This window comes from Nonomuraea ferruginea, assembly GCF_039540635.1.
Lineage (GTDB): Bacteria > Actinomycetota > Actinomycetes > Streptosporangiales > Streptosporangiaceae > Nonomuraea > Nonomuraea ferruginea.
Map to the genome: position 1 here is coordinate 50,043 of NZ_BAABFD010000021.1, position 17,288 is coordinate 67,330.

The following is a 17,288-nucleotide window of genomic DNA, read 5'->3' on the forward strand; positions in this document are numbered from 1 at the left end:
GCGAATCTACAATGTAAAAGCGCGGCCGGGGGTGTACCCGAGCGCCCGCCGGAACGCGTCGATGAACGCGCTCGCCGACGACCAGCCGCACCGGTGCGCCACCTGGGTGACGGCGCCGCCCTCGGCCAGGAGCAGCAGCGCGTGGTGCAGCCTGAGCTGGGTGCGCCACTGCGGGAACGTCATGCCGAGCTCGGCCCGGCAGAGCCTGGCCAGGGTCCGGTCGCTGGTGCCCGCGTCGGCGGCGTGCCGGGCGAGCGTCCGCGGGTCCGCCGGGTCGGCGTGCAGCGCGGCGCAGACGGCCGCCAGGCGCGGGTCGCGCGGCGTGGGCAGGTGCAGCGGCTGCTCGGGGGAGCGGCGCAACCGGTCGAGGAGCACGGCGAGCAGCCGCCCGCGCTCCCCGCCGTCCGGGCCGGCCTGTGCCGCCTCGCCGGTGTAGGCGATGATCAGCTCGCGGAGCAGCGGGCCGACGGCGAGGACGGCGGGGCGGCCCAGGCCCAGCGGGTTGGCGGTGAGGCCGACCAGCCGCACCTCGGTGGCGCCGTGGGCGCGGTGCTCGTGCACGGTGCCGGCCGGGATCCAGATGGCGCGGTTGGCCGGGGCGACCCAGGTGCCGGCGCCGGTGGTGACGGAGAGGACGCCGTGGCGGGCGTAGACGATCTGGTGGGTGTCGTGGCGGTGGGCGTCGATGCCGCTTCCCGGCGCCAGGGGGCGGAGGCCGGTGGGCGCCTGCGGCAGATGGCGGATTTCCATGACAAGTTGGCACTTTATCGGAAGCGCGCCATCCCGGGCCCCGGCGATGATCGGGGGCGTGCGGGCGAACAAGGTGGGGATGCTGGCGGCCGGCCACGCCGGGGTGGACGTCTACCAGGGGGCGGTGCCGGCGCTGGTGCCGTTCCTGGTGGCCGAGCGGGGTTACGGGTACGTGGCGGTGTCGGGCGTGGTGCTGGCCGCGACGTTGCTGTCGTCGGTGGTGCAGCCGGTGTTCGGGGCGCTGGCGGACCGGTGGCGGATGCCGTGGCTGATCCCGGCCAGCATGGTGACGGCGGGGCTCGGGGTGGCGCTGAGCGGGGTGACGGACTCGTACGCGCTGACCTGGCTGGCGGTGGCGCTGTCGGGGCTGGGCGTGGCCGCGTACCACCCGGAGTCGGCGCGGCTGGCGAGGATCGCCAGCGCGGGCAGCCACGTGCGGATGAGCTGGTTCTCGCTGGGCGGGACACTGGGGTTCGCGTCGGCGCCGGTGCTGGTGACGCCGCTGCTGGCGGTGGGCGGGCTGGGCGCCTCGCCGTGGCTGGTGGTGCCGGGGGTGGTGGGCGCGCTGGTGACGCTGCCGGTGATCCGGGCGCTGTCGGGGCGCGGCGCGGCGCGCGGCGCGGCGGCGGAGGCGTCGGGGCGCGACGACTGGGCGTCGTTCGCCCGGCTGACGCTGGTGATCGTCTTCCGGTCGGTGGTGTACGTGGGGCTGAGCGCTTTCGTGGCCCTGTACGCCGGGGGCGGGGCGGCGGGGGTGGTGGCGCTGTTCGTGCTGTTCGGGGGCGGGGCCGTGGGCACGGTGCTGGGCGGCAGGCTGGCCGCGCGGTGGGGCCGGGTGCGGGCGATGCGGGCGGCGTACGCGGCGAGCGTGCCGGCGGTGGCCGGGGTGGTGCTGGCGCCGGGGCCGCTGATGTACGTGTTCGTCGCGGCGGCGGCGATCACCCTGTACGCGCCGTTCTCGCTGCACGTGACGCTGGGCCAGGACTATCTGCCGCGGCGGGTGGGCACGGCGGGCGGGGTGACGCTGGGGCTGGCGGTGAGCGCGGGCGGGCTGGCCAGCCCGCTGGTCGGCTGGGTGGCGGAGACGGTGTCGCTGCGGGTGGCGCTGGGCTGTCTGGCGCTGGTCGCGATACCGGCCTGGCTGCTGTCGCGCACGCTGGCGGAGCCGGCCAGGCCCGCCGTCACGAGCGAGACCTGACGGCCGCCGCGGTCAGCCGACGGCGGAGGCGCCGCCCGGCGAGCCGGGGCCGATCAGGCGGACCTCGCCCGGCCGCCGGTCGGGGCGCAGGCCGCGCCAGGAAGGGTGGCGCAGCCGGTGGTCGCCGGTCACCTCGGCGTACTGGACCTCGCCGACCATGACGGGCCGCACCCAGTGGGCGTCGCGGGCGTGCTCGCGCGGGACCGGTTCGGCGAAGGGCGGGTCGTCCTGCTCCAGCGGGGCCAGGCGCCGGCGCAGGTCGCCCAGCATGGACTCGGTGAAGCCGGTGCCGACGTGCCCGATGAACAGCAGGCGCCCGGCGTCGTCGTACGAGCCGAGCAGCAGGGAGCCGATGGTGCCTGAGCGCCGCCCGGAGCCGGGCTTCCAGCCGCCGATGACGACCTCGACGGCGCTGACGTTCTTGACCTTGGTCCACTCGCCGGTCCGCCTGCCGGGCCGGTAGGGGGAGGCGAGCCGCTTGCAGACGACGCCTTCGAGGCCGAGGCGGCGGGAGGAGGCGAAGGCGTCCTCGGCGTGGTCGTGGAAGCGGACGGGTACCTGCCAGCGGTAGCCGGGGGTGAAGACGGTCTCCAGCAGCTCGCGGCGTTCGGTGTAGGGCAGCTGGATGACGGGGTCGTCGTCGAGGTGCAGCAGGTCGAAGGCCATGAAGGTCACGGGCACGGTACGGGCGAGCTCGGCGACGCTGACCGGGTTGCGCTGGTGCATGCGCGGCTGGAGCGCGCCGAAGCTGGGGCGGCCGGCCTCGTCGAAGGCGACGATCTCGCCGTCGACGACGGCCTGGCGGCGTCCGGTGGCGCCGGCCATGAGCTGGAGCTCGGGATAGGCGGAGGTGATGTCCTTGGCGTTGCGCGACATCAGCCGGACGGTGCCGCCGGCGATGTAGGCGATCGCGCGGACGCCGTCCCATTTCATCTCGACGGCCCATTCGTCCTGGTCGGCGGAGGGCAGCGCGCCGGCCTGGGCCAGCATCGGCGCATAGGTGGGCAGCGGCGCCATGACCGGTGCCATACCCCGGCTGGGTCGTGGACGTAACCCGAAATAACCTGACAGTTCGGTCAAGCCGGGGCGTGGCCGTCCTCGACGAGCTGGCCCAGGTCGACCCCGTGCAGGGCGAGCTCGGTCACGCTGGCGCAGTATCCCTGCAGGTAGAGGCGGCCGCCGATGTCGTGTGAGATGCGGAGGAGCGGCCGGTCGTCGAGCACGATGGCCTCCACCACGATGCCGCCCGGGGCACGCCAGATCGCCATGCCAGGATCGTACAAAGATGTAGGTAAAGCACAAGTAATGACAAAGTAGACATAAAGTCCGATGGCCGGAGGGAAAGGCTCGTCAAAGGGCGGGTGTGTCAGTTCCCTCGGATCATGGGGAGGCGTCAGCGCCGGGTTTTACCCGGCCGTCCCTCTTGGGCTCGCCCGGAGTGTCCGCATGCTGGACGGAAGCGGATTCAGGGGTTGGACTCCGTAGACTGTGGGGGTGATTTCCCGTATCGACATGCGCGGGTCCCTTCCTGCGGACCTGCGCGACGTGCTGCCCCGCGCCGAGCTCGACGTCGAGGCCGCCCTGGAGAAGGTGCGGCCCATCTGCGAGGACGTGCGCCATCGCGGGGCGGCAGCCGTACGGGAGCTGACCGCCAGGTTCGACGGTGTCGAGATCTCCACCACCCGGGTGCCCGCCGAGGCGATCGCCGGGGCGCTCGCCGGGCTCGACCCGAAGGTCAGGGCCGCGCTGGAGGAGTCCATCCGCCGCGCCAGGCTGGTCCACCGCGACCAGCGCCGCACCGAGGTCACCACCCAGGTGGTGCCCGGCGGCACCGTCACCGAGCGGTGGGTGCCGGTCGACCGCGTGGGCCTCTACGTGCCCGGCGGGCGCGCCGTCTACCCGTCGTCGGTGGTGATGAACGTCGTCCCGGCCCAGGAGGCCGGGGTGCCCTCGCTGGCGGTGACCAGCCCCGCCCAGCGAGAGTTCGGCGGCCTGCCGCACCCGTCGATCCTGGCCGCCTGCGCGCTGCTCGGCGTCGACGAGGTCTACTCCGCGGGCGGCGCCCAGGCCGTGGCCATGTTCGCCTACGGCACCGAGGAGTGCCCGCCCGCCACCATGGTCACCGGCCCCGGCAACATCTGGGTGGCCGCGGCCAAGCGGCTGCTCAAGGGCCGCATCGGCATCGACAGCGAGGCCGGCCCCACCGAGATCGCGATCCTGGCCGACGCCACCGCCGACCCGGTGCACGTCGCCGCCGACCTGATCAGCCAGGCCGAGCACGACGTCATCGCCGCCGCCGTCCTCGTCACCGACAGCGAGGAGCTGGCCGAGGGCGTGGAGAAGGAGCTGCCCGCCCAGGTGGCCGCCACCCGCCACAGCGAGCGCATCGCCGAGGCGCTGCGCGGCCGCCAGTCCGCGATCGTGCTGGTCGACGACCTCGACGCCGGCCTGAAGGTGGTCGACGCCTACGCCGCCGAGCACCTGGAGATCCAGACCGCCGACGCCGCCGCCGTGGCCGCCCGGGTACGCAACGCCGGCGCGGTCTTCGTCGGCCCGTACGCCCCGGTCTCGCTGGGCGACTACCTCGCGGGGTCCAACCACGTGCTGCCCACCGGCGGCTGCGCGTGCCACTCCGGCGGGCTGTCGGTGCAGACCTTCCTGCGCGGCATCCACGTCGTCGACTACACCCGTGAGGCCCTGGCCGAGGCGGCCGCCCACGTGTCGGTGCTGGCCGACGCCGAGGACCTGCCCGCCCACGGCGCCGCGATCCGCGCCCGCTTCGACTGGCAGGTGCCGTCATGAACCTGGACGACCTGCCCATCCGCGACGACCTGCGCGGCAAGAGCCCCTACGGGGCGCCGCAGATCGACGTCCCCGTGCGGCTCAACACCAACGAGAACCCGCATCCTCCGTCCGCCGAGCTGGTCGCCGACCTGGCCGAGGCGGTCGGCAGGGTCTCGGGCGAGCTCAACCGCTACCCCGACAGAGACGCCGTCGAGCTGCGCGCCGCGCTGGCCGACTACCTGGGCCACGGCCTGACCACCGCGCAGGTGTGGGCGGCCAACGGCTCCAACGAGATCATCCAGCAGATCCTGCAGGCGTTCGGCGGCCACGGCCGCAGCGCGCTGGGGTTCGAGCCTTCCTACTCGATGCACCCGATCATCACGACCGGCACCAGCACCGAGTGGATCCACGCCGCCCGCGAGGAGGACTTCTCGCTCGACCCGGGCAAGGTCGTGGCGGCGATCGGCGAGCACCGGCCCGACGTCGTGTTCGTGGCCTCGCCCAACAACCCGACGGGCACCGCCCAGCCGCTGGAGACGATCGAGGCGATCCTGGACGCGGCGCCCGGCATGGTCGTGGTCGACGAGGCCTACGCCGAGTTCGCCCGCGAGGGCACGCCGTCGGCGCTCACCCTGCTGCCGAGCCACCCCAGGCTGATCGTCACCCGCACCATGTCCAAGGCGTTCGCCATGGCCGGCACCCGGCTGGGCTACCTGGCCGCCCACCCCGCCGTGGTGGAGGCGCTGCTGCTGGTGCGGCTGCCGTACCATCTGTCGACGCTCACCCAGACGGCGGCGCTGGTGGCGCTGCGCCACCGCGCGGAGCTGCTGGGCACCGTCGACGCGCTGCGGCGGGAGCGTGACGCTACGGTTGACTGGCTGCGGTCCAAGGGGCTGGCGGTCGCCGACTCCGACGCCAACTTCGTGCTGTTCGGGCGCTTCCCCGACCGGCGCGCGGTGTGGGAGGGACTGCTGGCGAGGGGCGTGCTCATCCGCGAGGTGGGCCCGCCCGAATGGCTGAGGGTGTCGATCGGCACCGGTGAGGAAATGGCGGCGTTCCGCGCCGCCATGGAGGGAGTTCTGTGAGTCGCGTAGGCCGCGTCGAGCGCACGACGAAGGAGACGTCCGTCCTGGTCGAGGTCAACCTCGACGGCACGGGCGCCGTGGACGTGTCCACCGGGGTCGGCTTCTTCGACCACATGCTGGCGCAGATCGGCAAGCACGGGCTGATCGACCTGACCGTCAAGACCGAGGGCGACCTGCACATCGACTCCCACCACACGATCGAGGACACCGCGCTCGCGCTGGGCGCCGCGCTCCGCGAGGCGCTGGGCGACAAGTCGGGCATCAGGCGGTTCGGTAGCGCGTCGTGCCCGCTCGACGAGGCGCTCGCCGAGGTCACCGTCGACCTGTCCGGCCGCCCCTACCTGGTCCACTCCGAGCCCGAGGGCATGGCCCCGATGATCGGCCCCGACTACGACACCACGATGACGCGCCACATCCTGGAGTCGATCGTCGCCCAGGCCGCCATCTGCCTGCACGTCCGCGTCCCGTACGGCCGCAACGCCCACCACATCGTGGAGGCGCAGTTCAAGGCGCTGGCCAGGGCGCTGCGCGCGGCGTCGGAGCGTGACCCGCGGTCGACCGGGGTGCCGAGCACCAAGGGCGTGCTATGACCGAAAACGCGATCGCCGTCATCATGGTGTTCCTCGGCCTGTTCCTCATCGGCGGCGTGGTCTCGCTGATCAAGCAGGGCATGAAGGTCGGGGCCGCCGTGTGCGGGCTGGGCGCGGCGATGGCACTGTTCGCGGGGGTGATGTGGTGGTGAGCAAGAACGTCGTGGTGCTCGACTACGGGTCCGGCAACCTCCGCTCGGCCGAGCGGGCGCTGGCCAGGGTCGGCGCCGATGTGACCGTCACCTCCGACTTCGACGCCGCGCTGGAGTGCGACGGCCTGGTGGTGCCGGGCGTCGGCGCGTTCGCCGCGTGCATGGCCGGTCTCAAAGGCGTGCGCGGCGACCAGATCGTCGGCAGGCGGCTGGCCGGCGGCCGGCCGGTGCTGGGCATCTGCGTCGGCATGCAGATCCTGTTCGCCCGCGGCGTCGAGCACGGCGTGCAGACCGCCGGCTGCGACGAGTGGCCGGGCACGGTCGAGCGGCTCGACGCGCCGGTGCTGCCGCACATGGGCTGGAACACCGTCAAGGCGCCGGCGGGCAGCGTGCTGTTCGCCGGGATCGACCCCGCCACCCGCTTCTACTTCGTGCACTCCTACGGGGTGCGCGAGTGGGAGCTGCGCACCGGCGACGGCTTCGCCGAGCCGGTGGTCACCTGGGCCGAGCACGGCGTGCCGTTCGTGGCCGCGGTCGAGAACGGCCCGCTGATGGCCACCCAGTTCCACCCGGAGAAGTCCGGCGACGCCGGCGCCGCGCTGCTGAGCAACTGGCTCGGCACCCTTGAGTAAGGAGCGGGCGCGCCGCCGCGCCGAGCGCGAGGCCGCGCGGGCGCGGGCCATCCGCCTCAACGAGGAGCGCCAGGCCCGCCGCGCCCGTCGCAGGGCGGCACTGGCCCGCCTGGTGCCGCGCCCGGTCCGGGTCGCGCGGCAGGGCGGGCTGCTGGCCCGCCGCCACCGCGCCCAGAACGCCGCGGTCGCGCTGGGCTTCCTCCTCGTGCAGGTGCTGGCCTGGCTGATGTGGGGCTCGCCGCTGGTGACCTTCGGCGTGTTCGTCTGCTCCCTGCTCCTGCTCCCCGTACTCGTCACACTCGCTTTCGACCGGAGGACCTGATGTCGCTCGTTTTGCTCCCCGCCGTGGACGTCGCGTACGGCGAGGCCGTACGCCTCGTCCAGGGTGAGGCCGGGACCGAGACCGGCTACGGCGAGCCGCTGGCCGCCGCGCTGGCCTGGCAGGAGGCGGGCGCGGAGTGGATCCATCTGGTCGACCTGGACGCGGCCTTCGGCCGCGGCTCCAACCGCGAGCTGATCACCGACCTGATCGGCCGGCTGGACGTGAACGTGGAGTTGTCGGGCGGCATCCGCGACGACGAGTCGCTGGCGGCGGCGCTGGCCACCGGCTGCCGCCGGGTCAACATCGGCACGGCCGCGCTGGAGAACCCCGAGTGGTGCCGCAAGATCATCGCTGAGCACGGCGACAAGATCGCGGTCGGCCTGGACGTGCGCGGCACCACGCTCGCCGCCCGCGGCTGGACCGAGGACGCCGGTGACCTGTGGGAGGTGTTCGACCGGCTGGAGGCCGACGGCTGCCCCCGCTACGTGGTCACCGACGTGACCAAGGACGGCACGCTCAAGGGCCCCAACCTCGACCTGCTGAAGCAGGTCTGCGCACGCACCGACAGGCCCGTCGTGGCCAGCGGCGGCATCTCCTCGCTCGACGACCTGTCCGCACTGGCTTCTCTCGTCCCCGACGGCGTGGAAGGTGCCATCGTGGGAAGGGCCCTGTACGCCCAGGCGTTCACGCTGGAGAGCGCACTGGCCACTGTCCGCAGTTAGATCCCTGTCGGGAGGGGGCGTGATGGGCACCATGAGCATGGACAGCATCGGCACGCGGGTGTTTTCGGGCGGCGTCTGGGAGGAGAAGTACGGATACGCGCGAGCGGTCATCGCCGGAGACCGGGTCATCGTGTCGGGCTGCACCTCCACCGTCGAGGGGGAGGTCCGCCACGTCGGCGACCCCTACCATCAGGCGCTCACCGCGATGGAGATCGCGCTGGAGGCCGTGGTGAAGGGCGGGCTGTCCCGCGAGGACGTCGTCATGGTGCGCTACTACGTGGTGGATCAGCGCCACTTCGACCAGGTGGGCAAGGCCATCGCGGAGGTGTTCGGCAAGGTCCGTCCGGCCTGCACCGGAGTGCGGGTGGCCGGCCTGGTCGACCCGAGGATGCTGGTAGAGATCGAGATAGAGGCACAACGAGCATGACCGTAGCCGTCAGAGTGATCCCCTGCCTGGACGTCGACGCCGGGCGGGTGGTCAAGGGCGTCAACTTCGAGAACCTGCGCGACGCGGGCGACCCGGTGGAGCTGGCCAGGCGCTATGACGAGGAGGGCGCCGACGAGCTGACCTTCCTCGACATCACCGCCTCCTCAGGTGAGCGCGACACCATGCTGGACGTCGTGCGCCGCACGGCCGAGCAGGTGTTCATCCCGCTCACCGTGGGCGGCGGGGTGCGGTCGGCCGACGACGTCGACCGGCTGCTGCGCGCGGGCGCCGACAAGGTGTCGCTCAACACCGCGACGATCGCCAGGCCGGAGCTGCTCACCGAGGCGTCGCGCCGGTTCGGCGCGCAGTGCGTGGTGCTGTCGGTCGACGCCCGGCGGGCGCCGGGCACGCCGAGCGGCTTCGAGGTCACCACCCACGGCGGCCGCCGCGGCACCGGCATCGACGCGGTGGAGTGGGCGGCCAGGGGCGAGGAACTGGGCGTGGGCGAGATCCTGCTCAACTCGATGGACGGCGACGGCACCCTCGACGGCTACGACCTGGAGATGATCCGCGCGGTCCGGGCCGTCGTGCGGGTGCCGGTGATCGCCAGCGGCGGGGCCGGGCGCCTGGAGGACTTCCCTCCCGCCGTGGCGGCCGGCGCCGACGCGGTGCTGGCCGCCAGCGTGTTCCACTTCGGCACGCTGAAGATCGCCGAGGTGAAGGACACCCTCCGGGCGGCCGGCCACCCGGTCCGCTAGAACACCCGCATGTGCTGGAAGCACTCGTAGGAGGCGTCCCGTCCGGCGAACGCGGCCGCCTCCGAGCGCTTGACCGCGAGGAAGGCGTCGCGCCGCAGCGGGCCCAGCGCTTCCGTCAGCGTCTCGTCCGCCTCCAGCGCGTCGAGCGCCTCGTCCAGGGAGGCGGGCAGGCGCGGGTAGAGGCCGGGGCGGGTGTCGGGGTCGACCGTGACCGGCTCGCCCGGGTCGAGCTTGCGGCGGATGCCGTCCATCCCCGCGTGGATGACCGCGCCGAGCGACAGGTAGGGGTTGGCGGAGGAGTCGGACGGCTTCAGCTCCAGGTTGGGCTCGCCGAGCTCGCCCAGCGGCGAGCAGACGCGGACCGCCGCCTCCCTGTTGTCGGGGCCGTAGACGGCGTACGCGCTCGACCACCTGCGCGGCGCCAGGCGGCGGAAGCTGTTGACGCTGCCGCAGGTGAGCGCGGTCAGCGCGGGCAGGTGGGCGAGGAGCCCGCCGATGAACCAGGCGCGCACGTCGCCGTCCTCGCCGAACACGTTCGTGCCGTCGCGCCACAGCGACAGGTGCAGATGGGCGCCGTTGCCCGCCTGGTCGGCCAGCGGTTTGGGGGCGAGCGACGCCCACATCGCCATGCGCATGGCGACCCCGCGCACGGTCTCGCGGTAGAGCACGTGGTTGTCGGCGGCGCGCAGCGCGGGCGCGTGGCGTACGGACAGCTCCTGCTGGCCGGGGCCGAGCTCGGGATGGCAGTGCTCGACCCGCAGCCCCTGGGTCTCCAGGGCGCGGATCAGCTTGATCGTGTAGTCGTGCGCGGTGTCGAAGCCGGTGCCCGCGTAGCAGAGGGAGTCGTCGATCGGCACCAGGCGGTCGGGCCCGCCGGACGGATCGGGGAGCCGGCGGCCGAGCGTGAACTCCGGCTCGAAGGCCGCCAGCAGCAGGTAGCCCTCGGCCGCGAGTGAGGCCGCCGCGTCCTTGAGGAAGGAGCGCGAGCAGGCCTCCCAGGGGGAGCCGTCGGGCAGGCGCAGGTCTGACAGCATCGCGGCCGCGCCGGGCGCGTGGGGGAGGGTGACGTAGGTGGAGGGGTCGGGAACGATGCGCACCTCGCCCACCGGACCCATGTGCTCGACGTCCTGCAACTGGTCGAGCATGTTCATCGCCATCATGGCCACCGTGTGCCCGATGCCGGACGTGAGCCGCTCCGCGAGACGCGACCGGGAGGCGGCCTTGCCGCGGACGACGCCACCGTGGTCGACGTACAGAAAGCGGATCAGCTCCACGCCTTCGAGCTCCGCTCGCTCGAGGATGCGCCTGACCCCGGGGTCGGGCTGGTGGAGCGTGTTGGCGCCTGGACGATCTGTCATCCTGCCTGCGTAACACGTCTGGGCGGCGCGGGGAAGCATCTCCCGCAGACAGGACCGACTATCAGGTCAAGACATTGGTAAAGAAGACAGCCAACTGGTTGGCTCCGTTGATGATTCCGTCAAATACTCCGTTGACCGCGGCGGCGGCTTCGGCCGGCCGGGTGAACAGGTAGAAGACCACGAACGCCACCAACACGTACGTGAGCACCTTCTTGACCTGCATGGGGGGCCTCCTGCAGTCCGTTCCCAGCCGTATATACCCGGATCTGGGCGATCACCTTGCATCTTCTGTGAAGATGTTCATGATCCTAACCGGGGGGCTTGTCTCTGGCCCATGGTACGGCCTGCCGGCGCCGCGGGAGCGCCTTCCGCGCAAGGGTTTTCGGGCGTCGCAGGTGAGGGTGTGCCGTGACCCTCGTCACCATGCCCCGCCCCTGGTCAGACGCCCAGCCGGGCGCTCCTCAGCCGCTCGATCGCGTCGGCGTCGCCGCTCAGCTCGGCCCGGGAATGCGCCTGGCGGCCGAAGCAGAAAAGCAACAGTTCGCTCGCCGTTCCGCTCACCTCGACCTTGGGACCCTGCTGGGCGCCGCCCAGGACCACGGACCTGGCCCCGCCGCCGCCGCGGCGGTGGAGCACCACGCCGACGGGGGCGCGGCGCAGCATCATCTTCGCCATGGCCGACAGCCGCTTCCAGATCAGATCCTCGAAGTCGGCGGGCAGCTCGCGCGGCTCCCAGCCCGGCTGGGCGCGCCGCACGTCCTCGTGGTGGACGAAGAACTCCATGGTGTTGACCGCCGTGTCGAGGAACGGCAGCAGCCCGTACACGCCGCCGGGCTTGCGCACCAGGGCGACCAGCGCGGGGAACGGGTGCTTGGCCTTCAGCCCGCGCTGCACCGAAGCCGTGTGGCCGGCCAGCGCGCGCACCGCGATGCCCGGCATCGCGTCGGGCCGGCGCTCGCGCAGCGCCAGGTGCGCGGCCAGGTCGTAGGTGTCCCAGCCCTCGCAGAGGGTCGGCTCTCCGGGGCCGAGCTGGTCGAGCAGGTCGCAGAGTGCGGCGCGTTCGCTACGGGCGTGAGTCACATCGTCAACCCTACCTGTGGGAATAACGGGGCGATCAGACGTGATAGTGACTTACGTAGAAACGTCGGGTGTGAAAGGAATTTTCCGAGTGGCGAACAAGGTCACCTCGGCCGTCATGCGTCAAGGGCTTCGCGTCCTTGGGGTGGCCATTCGCACCGAGAAGGTGGTGTTCACCTTCGCCGTGCTGGCGAGCGCCGTCTACGGCGGGATGACCGTCGCCTCGGCCTGGGCGCTCGGCTGGGCGACCCAGAACGTCGTGCTCGCCGCGTTCGACCGGGGGGAGGTCACCACCGGCGCGCTCTGGACCGGCGTGCTGCTCATCATGGGGACCGCCCTGCTCAAGGCCCTGGGCGTGGCCGGGCGGCGCATCCTGGCCGGGCTGATGCAGTATCGCATGCAGGCCCGCTCCCGCCGCGACGTCACCAAGCAGTATCTGCGCCTGCCGTTGTCCTGGCACCACCGCCACCCCACCGGCCAGCTGCTGTCGAACGCCAGCTCCGACGCCGAGGCCGCGTGGGCGCCGCTGGCGCCGCTGCCGATGGCCGTCGGCGTGGTCGTCATGCTGTTCACCGCGGCGATCGGCATCCTGTTCACCGACCTCATGCTCGCCCTGGTCGGCTTCTTCATCTTCCCGGCCATCGCGCTGCTGAACCTCGTCTACCAGCGCCGGCTCAGCCCTCTCGTGACCCGCGCCCAGCAGCTCCGGGCCGAGGTGAGCGAGATCGCCCACGAGAGCTTCGACGGCGCGCTCGTCGTCAAGACGCTCGGCAGGGAGGAGCTGGAGACCGACCGGTTCCGCCGTCGCGCCCACGAGCTGCGCGACGCCAACATCGCCGTCGGCAAGGTGCGCGGCCTGTTCGACCCCCTGCTGGAGGCGCTGCCGACGCTCGGCGTGCTCGCCGTCCTGGCCGTCGGCGCGCTGCGGCTGTCCACCGGCTCGATCGACTCCGGGCAGCTCGTCCAGGTCGCCTACCTGTTCACGCTGCTGTCCTTCCCGATCAGGGCGCTCGGCTGGGTGCTGGCCGAGCTGCCGCGCAGCGTCGTCGGCTGGGGCCGGGTGCAGGCCGTGCTGGACGCCGAGGGCTCCATGACCTACGGCGAGACCGCGTCCCGGCCCGACGGCCCCGCGTCCCTGGAGGTCAAGGACGTCTCCTACGCCTACGGCGACACCGAGGTGCTGCACGAGGTCAGCTTCGACGTGCCCGCCGGGCGCACCGTCGCCCTGGTCGGGCCCACCGGCTCCGGCAAGTCCACGCTGGTGCAGCTCCTGGTCCGCCTCGTGGACCCCGCCTCGGGCCAGGTCCGGCTCGACGGCGTGGACCTGCGCGACCTGCCCTACGGCGGCATCGCCGAGTCGGTGGCGCTGGTGCCGCAGCAGACGTTCCTCTTCGACGACACCGTACGCGGCAACATCGCGCTCGGCCTGCCCGTCGACGACGAGCGGGTGTGGCGGGCGCTGCGCCTGGCGCAGGCCGACGGCTTCGTCGCCGGGCTCGGCGACGGCCTCGGCACCCACGTCGGCGAGCGCGGCACCACCCTGTCCGGCGGCCAGCGCCAGCGCCTCGCGCTGGCCAGGGCGGTCGTCCGCGAGCCCCGCCTGCTCATACTCGACGACGCCACGTCCAGCGTCGACCCGCAGGTCGAAGCCAGGATCCTGTACGGGCTGCGAGACCGGTCGCAGGCGTCGACCGTCGTGGTCGTCGCCTACCGGATGGCCACGATCGCGCTCGCCGACGAGGTCGTCTTCCTCGACCGGGGCCGGGTCGCCGACCGCGGCACCCACGCGGAACTGCTGGACCGCTGCCCCGGCTACCGCGACCTGGTGACCGCCTACGAGCGCGAGGAGCTGGAACGGGCCACGCTCGACACAGACACGGACACCGACCGGCGGCCCGGTCTCGAAGAGGAAGAGATCAGCGCATGACCGTCGAAAGCGGGCGCATCGGCGCCGGTGCCGAGAGATCCGCCTGGGGCGTGGTCCGGCAAGGACTGTCGCTGACCCCCGAGTTCCGCAAGGGCCTGGGGGTCACGCTGGTGCTGGCCGTGATCGCCACCAGCGGCAAGATCATCGTTCCGCTGGCCGTGCAGCAGACCATCGACACCGGGATCGCCACCGGCCATCCGGATCTGCCGTACATCACCCGGATGGTCGCGGTGTGCGCCATGGCGGTGCTGCTGACCGCGGCGGCCGCGTACCTGATGAACGTCCGGCTCTACAAGGCGACCGAGTCGTCGCTGGCCACGCTGCGGGTGCGCGGCTTCCGGCACGTGCACGACCTGTCCGTGCTCACCCAGAACACCGAGCGGCGCGGCGCCCTGGTCTCCCGCGTCACCAACGACATCGACCAGATCAGCACGTTCATGCAGTGGGGCGGGCTGATGATCATCATGGCCTTCGGGCAGCTGATCATCGCCTCCGTGCTGATGTTCGTCTACTCCTGGCAGCTCACGCTGCTGGTGTGGGCCTGCTTCGTGCCGTTGATGATCGCGTTGCCGCGCTTCCAGCGCTGGCTGTCGGCCGCCTACACCCGGGTGCGCGAGCGCACCGGCGACATGCTGGCCGCGGTCAGCGAGTCCGTCGTGGGCGCCGCCGTGATCCGCGCCTACGCCACCGAGCGGCGCACCGCCGAGCGCATCGACCAGGCCGTGGACGCCAACAAGGCCGCCCAGGTCAAGGCGCAGACCATCGTCGGGTTCGTGTTCCCGCTGACGGAGATCGTGGCGGCCCTGGCCATCGCCGGGATCGTGCTGCTCGGCGTGCGGCTCGGCCTGTCGGGCGACATCACCGCCGGACAGCTGGTCGCCTTCCTGTTCCTCATCACGCTGTTCGTGGCGCCGATGCAGACCGCCACCGAGGTGCTCAACGAGGCGCAGAACGCCATCGCGGGCTGGCGGCGGGTGCTCGGCGTCATCGACACGCCCGCCGACGTGGCCGATCCCGGCGACGACGGCACCGCGCCGCCGCGCGGCCCCATCTCCGTCGCCTTCGAGGACGTCACCTTCGCCTACCCCGGCGGCCCGCCTGTGCTGCGCGAGGTCACCGTGGACATCCCGCCCCGCTCACGCCTCGCCGTCGTCGGTGAGACCGGTTCGGGCAAGACCACCTTCGCCAAGCTGCTCACCCGTCTCATGGACCCGGTCTCGGGCCGCGTCCTCGTCGACGGGCACGACCTGCGCGGCGTCCGCTTCTCCTCGCTGCGCGAGCGCATCGTCATGGTGCCGCAGGACGGCTTCCTGTTCGACGGCACGCTCCAGGAGAACATCCTGTACGGCAAGCCGTCGGCCACCCGTGAGGAGATCACGCTCGCCCTCACCGAGCTGGGCCTGGCCGACTGGCTGGAAGGCCTGCCCGCCGGCCTCGACACCCCGGTCGGCCAGCGCGGCGAGTCGCTGTCGGCGGGCGAGCGCCAGCTCGTCGCGCTGGCCCGCGCCTACCTGGCCGACCCCGACCTGCTGCTGCTCGACGAGGCGACCTCGGCCGTCGACCCGGCCACCGAGGTGCGGCTGGCCCGGGCCCTGGAAGGCGTCACCCGCGGACGCACCGCCGTCACCATCGCGCACCGCCTGTCCACCGCCGAGAACGCCGACGAGGTCCTCGTCTTCGACGGCGGCCGGCTCGTCCAGCGGGGCCCGCACGCGGAACTGGTGGGCGAGCCCGGCGTGTACGCCGACCTGCACGCCTCCTGGATCTCCGCCGCCCGCTCCTGACCGGCTCACGACGCCGCGAAGGTTACCGTCGTCCCGCCGGGACCCGAGACGATCGTGAGCTGCTCGCACAGGAGCCGCGTGAGCCACAGGCCGCGCCCGCCCGCCTCGAACGCGGCGGGCGGGGGCGAGGCGGTGGACCAGCCCGGCGGCAGGCCGGGGCCGTCGTCGGCGACCTCGCACCACAGCCGCCCGTGCTGCCACCACAGGCGCAGCCGCCCGCCGCCCCCGCCGTGCAGGACCGCGTTCGTGGTCACCTCGTTGACCGCCACCACGAAGTCCTCCAGCCGCCGGCCCGCCAGCCCCTCCTGGGCTGCGCGGGCCGTGACCATCTTGCGCAGCAGCGTGATCCGGCCGCGCGCGAAAGTCTGCGAGAGTATCTGCCTACACATCACCGGCCGGGCGCACGCCGAGGGCGTCGCCCGCCTTCAGCAGGCGCAGCAGCCGCGCCAGCGGGCTGCCGCACGCCACCACCGTCCGCCCCGGCCGCCTGGCCAGGGCCATCGCCACCAGCAGCTGCGCCGAGCCCGCGTCGATGAAGTCCAGCTCCGTGGCGTCGATCACGACCTCGTCCCGCTCCGCCCGCAGCGGCGCCAGGATCGAGGCGAACGCCTGGCGGTTCGTCAGGTCGACGTCGCCCCGCAGCCGCAGCCCCGGCGGCGACGACGTGGCGGCGTACCGCAGCAGCGCCTGCTCCGGCGAGATCGGGTGCACGCCCGTCACCCTGTCGAGCGCCTCACAGGGGAACAGCGCCCGGTCGTACTGGCAGACGGCCGCCAGCCCGCACCGCCCGAACAGCGCGTTCACCGCCGACTCGGACGCCACCTGCCCCGGCGGGTCGTGCACTCCCCACGAGGCGTCGACCAGCGCGTACAGCCCCCGGTAGCCCTGGGCGAGAGCCCGCTCCCCGGCGGCCTCCAGCCGGTCGAGCGCCCGGCAGGGATCCGGCCGGCCGCCGGTCAGACGCGTGCCGGCGATCTCGATCCGCCCGGCCGACTCCGCCTCGCGGAACCCCGGCACCAGCGGCGTCAGCCACGCCCGCGTGCGGTCGGGGGAGTCGGCGTGCGTGATGATCAGCACCTTGGTGCGGCGGCGCAGCCCGTTGAGCGTGAACAGCCGGGTCGCGGCCCGCCGCTCCCGGTCGCCGAGGAACGGCAGGCATACGTGATCGCCCAGGTCGGGGTCGAGGGCGGAGCCGGTGACACGGACCACGATGCGCTCCCTATCGGCGTGGTCTCGAAGATACCGGTCGGAGCGATATCACGCAGTGCGTTCTCCGTAAAACAGTCAGTGACGGACCAAGGAAAGGTGTAGCTTCGACGCGGGCCGCCTTGTCACAGGGCGTGAGGAGCATGGCGTTGGAACTGCTGCAGATGACTCGCCGGAAACACGGCGAGCGGACCGTGGTCAGCCTGGCCGGCGAGGTCGACGCGGACAACGTGTCGGAGGTGCGCACGTGCCTCGCCGAGGCGGTGCGGGCGCACGGCCCGCGCCTGGTCGTCGACCTCAGCAGGCTGACCTTCATCGACACCACGGGCCTGGGCGTGCTGGTGCGCCAGCTCGCCGCCCTGCGCGAACGCGACGGCACCATGGCGCTGGTCGCACCGGACGGCCAGGTCCTGCGCCGGCTCCGCCGCACCAACCTGGCCCCGCTCTTCCCCATCTACGACACCCTCTCCCAGGCCCTCGACTGACCTTCGCGCGCGTCCTGGAGCTCACGGGGAG

21 protein-coding genes are annotated in these 17,288 nt (G+C 72.7%); 13 read left to right on the plus strand and 8 right to left on the minus strand.

Annotated elements, in window-relative coordinates; genetic code table 11:
• Nucleotides 1-6: 6 nt before the first annotated feature.
• Nucleotides 7-750: an AraC family transcriptional regulator gene (locus tag ABD999_RS33800; RefSeq protein WP_148032649.1), complete on the minus strand. Its 744-nt coding sequence runs from the start codon at nucleotides 748-750 to the stop codon at nucleotides 7-9.
• A 58-nt stretch (nucleotides 751-808) separates the two neighbouring features.
• Here ABD999_RS33800 and ABD999_RS33805 point away from each other — a divergent pair, with 58 nt between their 5' ends.
• The gene (locus ABD999_RS33805; RefSeq protein WP_345483068.1) at nucleotides 809-1,948 is read left to right on the plus strand and encodes an MFS transporter; all 1,140 of its coding nucleotides are present in this window, start codon (nucleotides 809-811) and stop codon (nucleotides 1,946-1,948) included.
• A 12-nt stretch (nucleotides 1,949-1,960) separates the two neighbouring features.
• On the opposite strand, the gene ligD is transcribed toward ABD999_RS33805, so the two are convergent.
• Both ligD and ABD999_RS33815 read right to left on the minus strand, forming a co-directional pair.
• Nucleotides 1,961-2,965 carry a non-homologous end-joining DNA ligase gene (gene ligD, locus ABD999_RS33810; protein WP_148032648.1) on the minus strand — a complete coding sequence of 335 codons (1,005 nt, stop codon included), beginning with the start codon at nucleotides 2,963-2,965 and terminating at the stop codon, nucleotides 1,961-1,963.
• A 59-nt stretch (nucleotides 2,966-3,024) separates the two neighbouring features.
• Entirely contained in the window at nucleotides 3,025-3,216 is a 192-nt protein-coding gene (locus ABD999_RS33815; RefSeq protein ID WP_148032647.1) for a hypothetical protein, read from the minus strand.
• A gap of 226 nt (nucleotides 3,217-3,442) precedes the next feature.
• Between ABD999_RS33815 and hisD the strand changes: the two genes are divergently transcribed.
• Genes hisD through hisF form a run of 9 tightly spaced genes read left to right on the plus strand, consistent with a single transcriptional unit; the run spans nucleotide 3,443 to nucleotide 9,420 of the window.
• On the plus strand, nucleotides 3,443-4,750 hold the full coding sequence (gene hisD / locus ABD999_RS33820; RefSeq protein ID WP_148032646.1) for a histidinol dehydrogenase: 1,308 nt from the start codon (nucleotides 3,443-3,445) through the stop codon (nucleotides 4,748-4,750).
• Nucleotides 4,747-5,817 (plus strand): histidinol-phosphate transaminase, encoded by a 1,071-nt coding sequence (locus ABD999_RS33825; protein WP_271280438.1) that lies wholly within the window; start codon nucleotides 4,747-4,749, stop codon nucleotides 5,815-5,817. The genes hisD and ABD999_RS33825 overlap by 4 nt, the downstream gene beginning before the upstream one ends.
• On the plus strand, nucleotides 5,814-6,407 hold the full coding sequence (gene hisB / locus ABD999_RS33830; protein ID WP_148032644.1) for an imidazoleglycerol-phosphate dehydratase HisB: 594 nt from the start codon (nucleotides 5,814-5,816) through the stop codon (nucleotides 6,405-6,407). The genes ABD999_RS33825 and hisB overlap by 4 nt, the downstream gene beginning before the upstream one ends.
• Nucleotides 6,404-6,559 (plus strand): hypothetical protein, encoded by a 156-nt coding sequence (locus tag ABD999_RS33835; RefSeq protein ID WP_187281249.1) that lies wholly within the window; start codon nucleotides 6,404-6,406, stop codon nucleotides 6,557-6,559. Before hisB ends, ABD999_RS33835 begins: the two co-directional genes overlap by 4 nt.
• Nucleotides 6,556-7,191, plus strand: coding sequence for an imidazole glycerol phosphate synthase subunit HisH (gene hisH / locus ABD999_RS33840; RefSeq protein ID WP_187281248.1), 636 nt, complete (start codon nucleotides 6,556-6,558; stop codon nucleotides 7,189-7,191). The genes ABD999_RS33835 and hisH overlap by 4 nt, the downstream gene beginning before the upstream one ends.
• On the plus strand, nucleotides 7,184-7,513 hold the full coding sequence (locus ABD999_RS33845; protein ID WP_148032642.1) for a hypothetical protein: 330 nt from the start codon (nucleotides 7,184-7,186) through the stop codon (nucleotides 7,511-7,513). Before hisH ends, ABD999_RS33845 begins: the two co-directional genes overlap by 8 nt.
• Nucleotides 7,513-8,235, plus strand: a complete 723-nt coding sequence (gene priA, locus ABD999_RS33850; protein ID WP_148032641.1) for a bifunctional 1-(5-phosphoribosyl)-5-((5-phosphoribosylamino)methylideneamino)imidazole-4-carboxamide isomerase/phosphoribosylanthranilate isomerase PriA — start codon at nucleotides 7,513-7,515, stop codon at nucleotides 8,233-8,235. The genes ABD999_RS33845 and priA overlap by 1 nt, the downstream gene beginning before the upstream one ends.
• A 31-nt stretch (nucleotides 8,236-8,266) precedes the next feature.
• Entirely contained in the window at nucleotides 8,267-8,662 is a 396-nt protein-coding gene (locus tag ABD999_RS33855) for a Rid family hydrolase (RefSeq protein WP_246639251.1), read from the plus strand.
• Nucleotides 8,659-9,420, plus strand: a complete 762-nt coding sequence (gene hisF, locus ABD999_RS33860) for an imidazole glycerol phosphate synthase subunit HisF (RefSeq protein ID WP_271278723.1) — start codon at nucleotides 8,659-8,661, stop codon at nucleotides 9,418-9,420. Before ABD999_RS33855 ends, hisF begins: the two co-directional genes overlap by 4 nt.
• Here the strand turns inward: hisF and ABD999_RS33865 are convergent.
• The 3 genes from ABD999_RS33865 to ABD999_RS33875 form a co-directional block, all read right to left on the minus strand.
• On the minus strand, nucleotides 9,417-10,778 hold the full coding sequence (locus tag ABD999_RS33865; RefSeq protein ID WP_271278722.1) for a glutamine synthetase family protein: 1,362 nt from the start codon (nucleotides 10,776-10,778) through the stop codon (nucleotides 9,417-9,419). The two genes, hisF and ABD999_RS33865, sit on opposite strands and share 4 nt — an antisense overlap.
• Before the next feature lie 61 nt (nucleotides 10,779-10,839).
• Entirely contained in the window at nucleotides 10,840-11,001 is a 162-nt protein-coding gene (locus tag ABD999_RS33870; protein ID WP_187281247.1) for a hypothetical protein, read from the minus strand.
• Nucleotides 11,002-11,216: 215 nt separating this feature from the next.
• Nucleotides 11,217-11,858: a TIGR03085 family metal-binding protein gene (locus ABD999_RS33875; protein WP_219543440.1), complete on the minus strand. Its 642-nt coding sequence runs from the start codon at nucleotides 11,856-11,858 to the stop codon at nucleotides 11,217-11,219.
• A 115-nt stretch (nucleotides 11,859-11,973) separates the two neighbouring features.
• On the opposite strand from ABD999_RS33875, the gene ABD999_RS33880 reads away from it, so the two are divergent.
• Nucleotides 11,974-13,782, plus strand: a complete 1,809-nt coding sequence (locus tag ABD999_RS33880; protein WP_271278724.1) for an ABC transporter ATP-binding protein — start codon at nucleotides 11,974-11,976, stop codon at nucleotides 13,780-13,782.
• Nucleotides 13,779-15,566, plus strand: a complete 1,788-nt coding sequence (locus tag ABD999_RS33885) for an ABC transporter ATP-binding protein (RefSeq protein WP_148032636.1) — start codon at nucleotides 13,779-13,781, stop codon at nucleotides 15,564-15,566. The genes ABD999_RS33880 and ABD999_RS33885 overlap by 4 nt, the downstream gene beginning before the upstream one ends.
• Nucleotides 15,567-15,571: 5 nt before the next feature.
• Here the strand turns inward: ABD999_RS33885 and ABD999_RS33890 are convergent, their stop codons facing one another.
• Both ABD999_RS33890 and ABD999_RS33895 read right to left on the minus strand, forming a co-directional pair.
• Nucleotides 15,572-15,955: an ATP-binding protein gene (locus ABD999_RS33890; RefSeq protein WP_148032635.1), complete on the minus strand. Its 384-nt coding sequence runs from the start codon at nucleotides 15,953-15,955 to the stop codon at nucleotides 15,572-15,574.
• On the minus strand, nucleotides 15,948-16,775 hold the full coding sequence (locus tag ABD999_RS33895; protein ID WP_148032634.1) for an MEDS domain-containing protein: 828 nt from the start codon (nucleotides 16,773-16,775) through the stop codon (nucleotides 15,948-15,950). The genes ABD999_RS33890 and ABD999_RS33895 overlap by 8 nt, the downstream gene beginning before the upstream one ends.
• A gap of 140 nt (nucleotides 16,776-16,915) precedes the next feature.
• On the opposite strand from ABD999_RS33895, the gene ABD999_RS33900 reads away from it, so the two are divergent.
• Nucleotides 16,916-17,257, plus strand: coding sequence for an STAS domain-containing protein (locus tag ABD999_RS33900; RefSeq protein ID WP_148032633.1), 342 nt, complete (start codon nucleotides 16,916-16,918; stop codon nucleotides 17,255-17,257).
• The last annotated feature ends 31 nt before the right edge of the window (nucleotides 17,258-17,288 follow it).

Bases quoted from the DNA above. Each gene is read 5' to 3' on its own strand.
- ABD999_RS33800 (WP_148032649.1), bottom strand. From the start codon at position 750: ATGGAAATCCGCCATCTGCCGCAGGCGCCCACCGGCCTCCGCCCCCTG.
- ligD (WP_148032648.1), bottom strand. From the start codon at position 2,965: ATGGCGCCGCTGCCCACCTATGCGCCGATGCTGGCCCAGGCCGGCGCG.
- ABD999_RS33815 (WP_148032647.1), bottom strand. From the start codon at position 3,216: ATGGCGATCTGGCGTGCCCCGGGCGGCATCGTGGTGGAGGCCATCGTG.
- ABD999_RS33825 (WP_271280438.1), top strand. From the start codon at position 4,747: ATGAACCTGGACGACCTGCCCATCCGCGACGACCTGCGCGGCAAGAGC.
- ABD999_RS33835 (WP_187281249.1), top strand. From the start codon at position 6,404: ATGACCGAAAACGCGATCGCCGTCATCATGGTGTTCCTCGGCCTGTTC.
- priA (WP_148032641.1), top strand. From the start codon at position 7,513: ATGTCGCTCGTTTTGCTCCCCGCCGTGGACGTCGCGTACGGCGAGGCC.
- ABD999_RS33855 (WP_246639251.1), top strand. From the start codon at position 8,267: ATGAGCATGGACAGCATCGGCACGCGGGTGTTTTCGGGCGGCGTCTGG.
- hisF (WP_271278723.1), top strand. From the start codon at position 8,659: ATGACCGTAGCCGTCAGAGTGATCCCCTGCCTGGACGTCGACGCCGGG.
- ABD999_RS33865 (WP_271278722.1), bottom strand. From the start codon at position 10,778: ATGACAGATCGTCCAGGCGCCAACACGCTCCACCAGCCCGACCCCGGG.
- ABD999_RS33870 (WP_187281247.1), bottom strand. From the start codon at position 11,001: ATGCAGGTCAAGAAGGTGCTCACGTACGTGTTGGTGGCGTTCGTGGTC.
- ABD999_RS33880 (WP_271278724.1), top strand. From the start codon at position 11,974: ATGCGTCAAGGGCTTCGCGTCCTTGGGGTGGCCATTCGCACCGAGAAG.
- ABD999_RS33885 (WP_148032636.1), top strand. From the start codon at position 13,779: ATGACCGTCGAAAGCGGGCGCATCGGCGCCGGTGCCGAGAGATCCGCC.
- ABD999_RS33890 (WP_148032635.1), bottom strand. From the start codon at position 15,955: ATGTGTAGGCAGATACTCTCGCAGACTTTCGCGCGCGGCCGGATCACG.
- ABD999_RS33900 (WP_148032633.1), top strand. From the start codon at position 16,916: ATGGCGTTGGAACTGCTGCAGATGACTCGCCGGAAACACGGCGAGCGG.